This window comes from Sulfitobacter sp. HI0040 (assembly GCF_001634885.1).
In the GTDB taxonomy this organism is placed as follows: domain Bacteria; phylum Pseudomonadota; class Alphaproteobacteria; order Rhodobacterales; family Rhodobacteraceae; genus Sulfitobacter.
The window spans coordinates 1-7,291 of sequence record NZ_LWEX01000155.1 but is presented as its reverse complement, the minus strand read 5'-3'; the positions used below and the strand labels follow the sequence as shown (position 1 = coordinate 7,291).

7 protein-coding genes and 1 pseudogene are annotated in these 7,291 nt (G+C 63.5%); 2 read left to right on the top strand and 6 right to left on the bottom strand.

From position 1 onward, the window contains the following. Nucleotides 1-245: pseudogene (locus tag A3728_RS10650) on the bottom strand (haloacid dehalogenase type II); the annotation flags it as partial. A 368-nt stretch (nt 246-613) separates the two neighbouring features. Here A3728_RS10650 and A3728_RS10645 point away from each other — a divergent pair. Together A3728_RS10645 and A3728_RS10640 are read left to right on the top strand one after the other, a co-directional pair. Beyond that, on the top strand, nt 614-2,035 hold the full coding sequence (locus A3728_RS10645; RefSeq protein ID WP_067923257.1) for a mannose-1-phosphate guanylyltransferase/mannose-6-phosphate isomerase: 1,422 nt from the start codon (nt 614-616) through the stop codon (nt 2,033-2,035). Nucleotides 2,036-2,087: 52 nt separating this feature from the next. Beyond that, complete coding sequence (locus A3728_RS10640) at nt 2,088-3,254, top strand: nucleotide sugar dehydrogenase (protein ID WP_067923260.1); 1,167 nt, start codon at nt 2,088-2,090, stop codon at nt 3,252-3,254. Nucleotides 3,255-3,259: 5 nt separating this feature from the next. Here the strand turns inward: A3728_RS10640 and A3728_RS10635 are convergent, their stop codons facing one another. The 5 genes from A3728_RS10635 to A3728_RS10615 form a co-directional block, all read right to left on the bottom strand. Then, nucleotides 3,260-4,096, bottom strand: coding sequence for a 3-keto-5-aminohexanoate cleavage protein (locus tag A3728_RS10635; RefSeq protein WP_067923254.1), 837 nt, complete (start codon nt 4,094-4,096; stop codon nt 3,260-3,262). Nucleotides 4,097-4,106: 10 nt separating this feature from the next. Then, the gene (gene pcaG / locus A3728_RS10630) at nt 4,107-4,730 is read right to left on the bottom strand and encodes a protocatechuate 3,4-dioxygenase subunit alpha (RefSeq protein ID WP_067923251.1); all 624 of its coding nucleotides are present in this window, start codon (nt 4,728-4,730) and stop codon (nt 4,107-4,109) included. Between the two features lie 2 nt (nt 4,731-4,732). Continuing rightward, on the bottom strand, nt 4,733-5,476 hold the full coding sequence (gene pcaH / locus A3728_RS10625; RefSeq protein ID WP_067923248.1) for a protocatechuate 3,4-dioxygenase subunit beta: 744 nt from the start codon (nt 5,474-5,476) through the stop codon (nt 4,733-4,735). A gap of 151 nt (nt 5,477-5,627) precedes the next feature. Beyond that, nucleotides 5,628-6,458 carry an alpha/beta fold hydrolase gene (locus tag A3728_RS10620; RefSeq protein ID WP_067923245.1) on the bottom strand — a complete coding sequence of 277 codons (831 nt, stop codon included), beginning with the start codon at nt 6,456-6,458 and terminating at the stop codon, nt 5,628-5,630. 105 nt (nt 6,459-6,563) lie between these two features. Further along, on the bottom strand, nt 6,564-7,291 hold a 728-nt coding region (locus A3728_RS10615; protein WP_067923243.1), incomplete at its 5' end, for a MurR/RpiR family transcriptional regulator.

Genomic DNA, 7,291 nt, shown 5'->3' with positions numbered 1-7,291 from the left:
TCCGCGACATCGACCCCGTGATTGCGGCCCACCATGCGCAACACGCCCCCCGCCAGCGCACCGAAAGCGGTATAGCGCCCCGACAGCGTGAGCGTCTGGGAATAGAGGATGAGTTCGGGAAAGAATTCCCGCAGCACTTCCGCATCGTCGAAAAGCCGCGCGAAAAGCGGCTTCAGCGTCGTGAGGTCGAGCAGGGTTTCGTTCACGTCGAAGATCACGACGGAAGGGCGACGAAGCTGGGGCATGGGTAACGGGTCCTTGGGTCTGGGCGCAGGAGCGCGCGGTTGCATGGAAACCTAGCCGGGAAACCGCCGGTGCCAAGCACCCGATGCGCGGAGAGGAGGCTTTTGGCCATGCATCCTCCCTATGCCCCGGCGCGCCGGCATGTTAGCAGCGTTGCACGACAACTGACGGAAATGGCCCGATATGACGAAGAAAGCCCTCATCACCGGATTCCTGCCGACCGGAAGCTTGGGAATTGACTGTTGCCACGTTCAGGGTCGGGGGAACGTTATTCGTGCATCGGCTCGGATAACCCTGTCAGCGCTGTTCCCATTGCATTAGGGAGGCGTCAAAGCTTCCCGTCAAAACGGATTCCAACGAAAGATTTCCCATGATTCATCCCATCCTACTTTGCGGCGGATCGGGCACACGCCTTTGGCCGCTGTCGCGTAAATCATATCCCAAGCAGTTCGCCCGCCTGATGGGTGAGGAAAGCCTGTTCCAGGCCTCGGCAAAGCGCCTTGCGGGAGCGAGATATGCCGCGCCGCTGGTGGTTACGGGCGATCCGTTCCGTTTCATCGTGACCGAGCAGTTGGCCGCGGTCGAACTTTCGCCCGCCGGCATCCTGATCGAGCCTGAGGGTCGCAACACCGCTCCGGCGGTACTGGCCGCGGCCCTGCATTTGGCTCTTAAGGAGCCGCAGGCGCTGATGCTGGTGGCGCCTTCGGATCATGTCATCCCTGATCCCGCGGCCTTCCGCGCCGTGGTGGAGGCCGCGGCAGAGCGGGCGCAGGCGGGTGATTTGGTGACCTTTGGCATCAAACCGACCCGGCCGGAAACCGGCTACGGCTATCTCGAACTCGAGGCGGGCGCGGATGCTTCGGCCAATGCGCCCCAGCGGCTGGCCCGCTTTGTCGAAAAACCGGATGCGGCGCGGGCGGCGGAGATGCTGGAGGCGGGACGTTTCCTGTGGAACGCGGGCATTTTCCTGTTCCGCGCGGACGCCATCATCGACGCCTACCGCAAATATGCGCCCGCGCTGTTGGAGGCGGTGGAGCGGGCGGTGATGGAGGCGGCGACCGATCTGGGCTTCACCCGCCTTGCCGCCGCGCCATGGGCACAGGCCGATGATATCTCCATCGATTACGCGATCATGGAGAAAGCGGACAATCTGGCGGTGATGCCCTTTGAGGCGGGCTGGTCCGATCTGGGGGGCTGGGACGCCGTCTGGCAGGAAAGTGGCCCGGACGCGCAGGGCAACGTCTGTTCCGAAGGCGCTACGGCGATTGACTGTAGCGATACGCTGCTGCGCTCAGAAAGCGAGGGGCTGGAACTGGTAGGCATCGGGCTTGAGGGCATGATTGCCGTGGCCATGAACGATGCGGTTCTGGTGGCCCCCAAGGCTCAGGCGCAGAAGGTCAAGGAAGCGGTGGCGGCGCTGAAGGCCCGGGGCGCGTCACAGGCGGTTCAGTTGCCGCGGGATTACCGGCCCTGGGGCTGGTACGAAAGCCTCGTGATCGGGGGGCGGTTTCAGGTCAAGCGCATCGTGGTGAACCCCGGTGCCGCGCTCAGCCTGCAAAGCCATCACCACCGTTCCGAACACTGGATTGTGGTTGAGGGGACAGCGCGCGTCACGGTCGATGAAAATGTGCGCCTGATCAGCGAAAACCAGTCCGTCTATATCCCGCTGGGCGCGGTGCACCGGATGGAAAACCCCGGCAAGCTGCCCATGGTGCTGATCGAAGTGCAGACGGGTAGTTACCTCGGCGAAGACGACATCGTGCGATATGAGGATATCTATGCCCGGACATGAGGCCGCTCCCGACGCTGTACAGACGACCCGCGTCGGGGGGCCTGCTGACGAATTGACGATCGCGGTTGCGGGTATCGGCTATGTCGGCCTGTCCAACGCGGTGCTGCTGGCCCAGAACAACCCGGTGATCGCGGTGGATATCAGCGCGGACAGGGTCGCGAAACTTACGGCGCGTGAAAGCCCGATCGTTGATCCGGAGCTTGAGGCCTATTTGCGGGACAATGATCTACAGCTGTCGGCGACGACGGATGCGGCCACGGCCTATGCCGCCGCCGATTACGTGATCGTGGCGACACCCACGAATTACGACCCGGTCGAGAATTCATTCGACACCTCGACCGTGGAGGCGGTCGTCCGTGACGTGATGGCGGTGAACGATCACGCGACCATCGTGATCAAGTCCACGGTGCCGGTGGGCTATACCGCGCGCCTTTCGGCGCAGATGGGCGGGGATCGCATTCTGTTCAGCCCGGAATTCCTGCGAGAGGGGCGCGCACTTTACGACAACCTGCACCCTTCGCGCATCGTCGTGGGGGAGCGTTCGGAACGCGCGGAGGTCTTTGCGGGACTCTTGGTACAGGGGGCGTTGCGGCCGGACATTCCGGTGCTTTACACCGATGCCTCAGAAGCCGAAGCGATCAAGCTTTTCGCCAATACCTATCTTGCCATGCGCGTTGCATATTTCAACGAGCTGGACAGCTATGCCATGAACTATGGAATGGATAGCCGCCAGATCATCGAAGGCGTCAGCCTCGATCCCCGGATCGGCGATCATTACAACAATCCGTCCTTCGGCTATGGCGGCTATTGCCTGCCGAAGGACAGCAAGCAGTTGCTGGCGAATTATTCAGAGGTGCCGCAGAACATGATCCGCGCGATCGTGGATGCGAACCGCACGCGCAAGGATTTCATCGCGGATCAGATTCTGGCCCTGCGACCGAAGATAGTGGGCGTATACCGGCTTGCGATGAAGGCAGGCTCCGACAACTTCCGCCAAAGTTCCATCCAAGGGGTGATGAAGCGGATCAAGGCCAAGGGCGTCGAAGTCATCGTCTATGAGCCCGAGATGGCGGAGCCGCGGTTCTTCGGCTCCCGCGTGACGCATGATCTGGCGGATTTCAAGGCGTGTAGCGAGGTGATCCTCGCCAACAGGCTCAGCCCCGACTTGGCGGATGTGACCGACCGCGTCTTCACCCGCGACCTGTTCGGGTCGGACTGACCCGCTCAGGTGGCGGGGCGCAGGCCCAGTATCTCGCGTGCCTGCTGCCATGTCGCCACGGGGCGTTCGTGCTTTTCGCAGATCGAAACCGTGCGTTCGACCAGCGCGGCGTTGGAGGGGGCGAGCGTGTTCCGGTCGAGCCGGACGTTGTCTTCCAGACCCGTGCGGGCGTGGCCCCCGGCGGCAATCGACCATTCGTTGAGTACGATCTGCTGGGCACCGATGCCCGCGGCGCACCACGGCGCGTCCGGGCCGAAGAGCCGCCGGACGGTGCGCAGATAGAAGTCGAACACGTCCTTGTCGGCGGGCATGGCGTTCTTCACCCCCATGACGAACTGTACGTAAGGCGTATCCCGGATCTGGCCGCGTTCATGCATTTTCGCGGCCATGAGGATATGGCTGAGGTCGAATGCCTCGATCTCGGGCTTCACGTCGTAGGTGACCATTTCCGCCGCCAGCCAGTCGATGAGGTCCGGTGGGTTTTCGTAGACCCGGGTGGGGAAGTTGTTCGACCCCACGGACAGCGAGGCCATGTCCGGCCTCAGCGGCAACATGCCGCCGCGCGCCGCCCCGGCGCCGGACCGGCCCCCGGTGGAAAGCTGGATGATCATGCCGGGGCAGTGCTTTTCCAGCCCTTCCTTGAGCGCGGCAAAGCGGGTGGGATCGCTCGTCGGTGTCTCGTCATCGTTGCGGACATGGCAATGGGCGATGGAGGCCCCCGCCTCGAAAGCGGCCTGCGTGCTTTCGATCTGCTCCGACACGCTGATAGGTACCGCCGGGTTCGCGGCCTTGGTCGGAACGGAACCGGTGATCGCCACACAGATGATACAGGGGGTGGTCATGGTTTGCGCCTCATATGTCGAAGAAGATCGTTTCCTGCGGACCCTGCAGGTGGATGTCGAAGGTATAGGCCCCGGCGCCGTCACCCCGGGCGAGCAGCGTGGGAATCCGGTCGCGGTGCTCGATGCGGTTCAGGATCGGATCGGCGGCGTTCGCTTCCGGTTCGTCGTCGAAATAGAGCCTCGTGTGCAGCCCGATGTTGATGCCACGGGCCACGATCCAGAAAGTGATATGCGGTGCCTGCAGCCGGCCATCCGGCCAGGGCACCGGGCCGGGTTTCACGGTGTCGAAGCGGAAATGCCCGGTTTCCATATCCGTGGCGCAGCGGCCCCACCCGGTGAAATTCCGGTCGGCCTCTCCGCGCGCCTCATGCGCTGCGGCGAAGAGACCATCGGCATCGGCCTGCCAGATCTCCACCATCGCATCGCGCAGTGGCGCGCCCATGCCATCGAAGATGCGCCCGGTGATGGTGATTTCCCGCCCCTTCACAGGCCCGGTTTTCATCTGCGCGCCTGCGTCTGGCCAGGCCATCGAAAGGCCGGTGAACCCGGGCGTGCAGCCGATGTGGACATAGGGCCCCGCCGTCTGGCTGGGGGTTTCGGGCAGTCGTTCGTCCGGTGAAATGTGCCGCGTCATGGTTACATCCCCTCGGGGCGGTTTTCGAAGATCGACTGCCGCCGCCCGCGCAGGACGATGTCGAACCGGTAGGCCCGGGCGTCCATCGGGATGGTCTGCGCCATGTCCAGCCGGGCGGTCAGCGCGTCGACGGCCGCCGGGGAGTTGAGGGAGCCGACGATGGGACAGAGCGGTATATGCGGATCGCCTTCGAAATACATCTGGGTGATGAGCCGCTGGGCGAAGGCATGGCCGAAGATCGAAAAGTGGATATGCGCGGGCCGCCAGTCATTCGGGCCGTTGGGCCAGGGGTAGGGGCCGGGCTGGATCGTGCGGAAGGTATAGCGCCCGTCGTCATCGGTGATGACCCGCCCGCAGCCGCCGAAATTCGGATCGAGCGGTGCGATATAGCCTTCCTTCACGTGGCGATACCGCCCGCCCGCGTTGGCCTGCCAGATTTCCAGCAGCGCCCCGGCGATGCCGCGACCGTATTCGTCCTGCACACGGCCCTGCACGACGATACGCGGACCGATGGCGCTTTGGCCGTCCTGCGCGAAATTGAGGGTCAGATCGTCATCAAGCGGGCCGAGCATGTCGTGCCCGAAAACCGGGGAGGTTTCTTCGCTGATCGATGTGGGGAAGGACAGAAGGGGAGCTTTCGGGCTGCGCAATACCGAAGTCTTGTAGGCAGGGGTCAGCGCATCGGGTTGCCAGCGCCGGTCCCGCGGGATGAAGCCGCCTTCGCCTGCTCCCTCACTCGCGCTCATCCGATGCCTCCGCTGCTGGCCGTTTCCGGCATGATCCTACGCGTGACGCGGGGCGGTTCCAACCGATTTCCGGCGCGGCAAAGGAAGGCTTGCGGCGGAGGGTCAGGGCAGGGCGGCTCCGCCCGTCGGGGCGGAGCCTTTGGGACAGCGCCTATCCGTGGACCTTGCTGTCCACGGTGCGGATCAGCGTGTTGATCTCCTCCGCGATGATGCGGGGGTGATCTTCGGGGGTGAAATGTTTGCCCCCTTCGATCCGGCGCAGGGGCGCGTTGAGGTCGGAGGCGAGCCTTTCGCCGTACTCAACCTTCTGGAATTCGTCATCCGCCCCCCATGCCAGCCGGGCGGGGATGCCGAGGCGGGGCAGATCGTCGGCGATGGCCTTTGTGTCTTCATTGTCGAGCGACTGGGTCTGGCGCACGAAAGCCTCGGCGCCGCCGTGCTTGTCGTAATGGGGCCAGTGGGTTTCCAGCGCCGCCTTGGCGGCTGCCTCGGTTTCGTGCCCCTTGGAAAACATGATCTCCATCAGCTTGTGCAGGGATCCGTCGGGCGCGTGCTCAAGGATCGAGCCTGCCATGGCCACGCCCTTTACCAGCGGCACCGGCCATGAATCGTAGCAGATCGCATTCGTCAGAAAGAGGCCGGAGACCAGCCCGGGATGACGGACGGCGGCAATCTGCACGACACCACCGCCGAGATCATGCCCGGCAAGAATCGCACGTTCGATCCCTTGGTCCTGCAAGAAGTCGACGAGGTAATCGGCCTGTTTGGCGACCGAAATGTCGCGGTCGCGGCCTTCGGGAATGGAAGCGCCATAGCCGGGCATTTCCCAGGCGATGACCCGGCGGCCTTCGATCAGGGGTGCCACATCGCGCCAGAGCGCGGGGCAGGTGGGGATGCCGTGGACAAGGATGACCGGATCGCCCGATCCGGTTTCCTCCCATCGCATGTCAATGTCATGTACGCGGGCAGTATGGCTTTGCATGGTGTGGCCCTTTCTCGTTACGAAAATTCATTACGGTTACAGGGGGCCAACACCTGGTTGCGGCCTTCGTTCCGGGGTGCATTAGGGGTGGCGCCGCCCTGCCGGTCAGGTGAATTTGCGAAAGAGCCGCGTCTGGTCGAACATCTCTTCGAGGGATTCCATGCGGTTTCGCGTGTCTTTCCACAGGATGTCCTGCACCGCCGAGATCATCGTTTCGACCAGCAAAAGGGGCATGGCGGCGGAATCCCAGGCCGAGGGCACGACGATCCGGGCCGAAAAGCTGATATCGGCGATGCGGTGCACGGGTGAACGCCATTGGTCGGTGAACAGGATCAGCTTGGCCCCCCGCGCATGGGCCATTTCCGCCAGCTTGGCGGTGTTGTTTTCGTAGCGGCGCATGTCGAAGATCACGAGAATATCGCCCGGGGCCATGTCCAGCAGATGGTGCGGCCATGTGTTCGAGGTCGATTGCATATGCGTGACCCGGGGGCGGATGACCTGCATCTGCAGATAAAGGTATTCGGCCAGCGTATGGGTGATGCGCCCGCCCACGATATGCACGGCTCGTTTGGTATCCGCGATCAGGGCGCAGGCGGCGTCGAAGGCGTCGGGTTCGATCTGCGAAAGCGAATGGCGGATATTGTCGATCACCGCGTCGGTGAAACGGTTGAGCACATGGCCCGATGGCACCCCATCGGCCCATGTTTCGTGTTTGGCGATCGGGTTCTTGGCCATGGCGCGCAATTCCTCGCGCAGTTCGGCCTGAAAATCGGGATAGCCCCGGTAGCCCAGCTTCTGGACCATGCGCAGCACCGTGGGGCCCGACACATCGG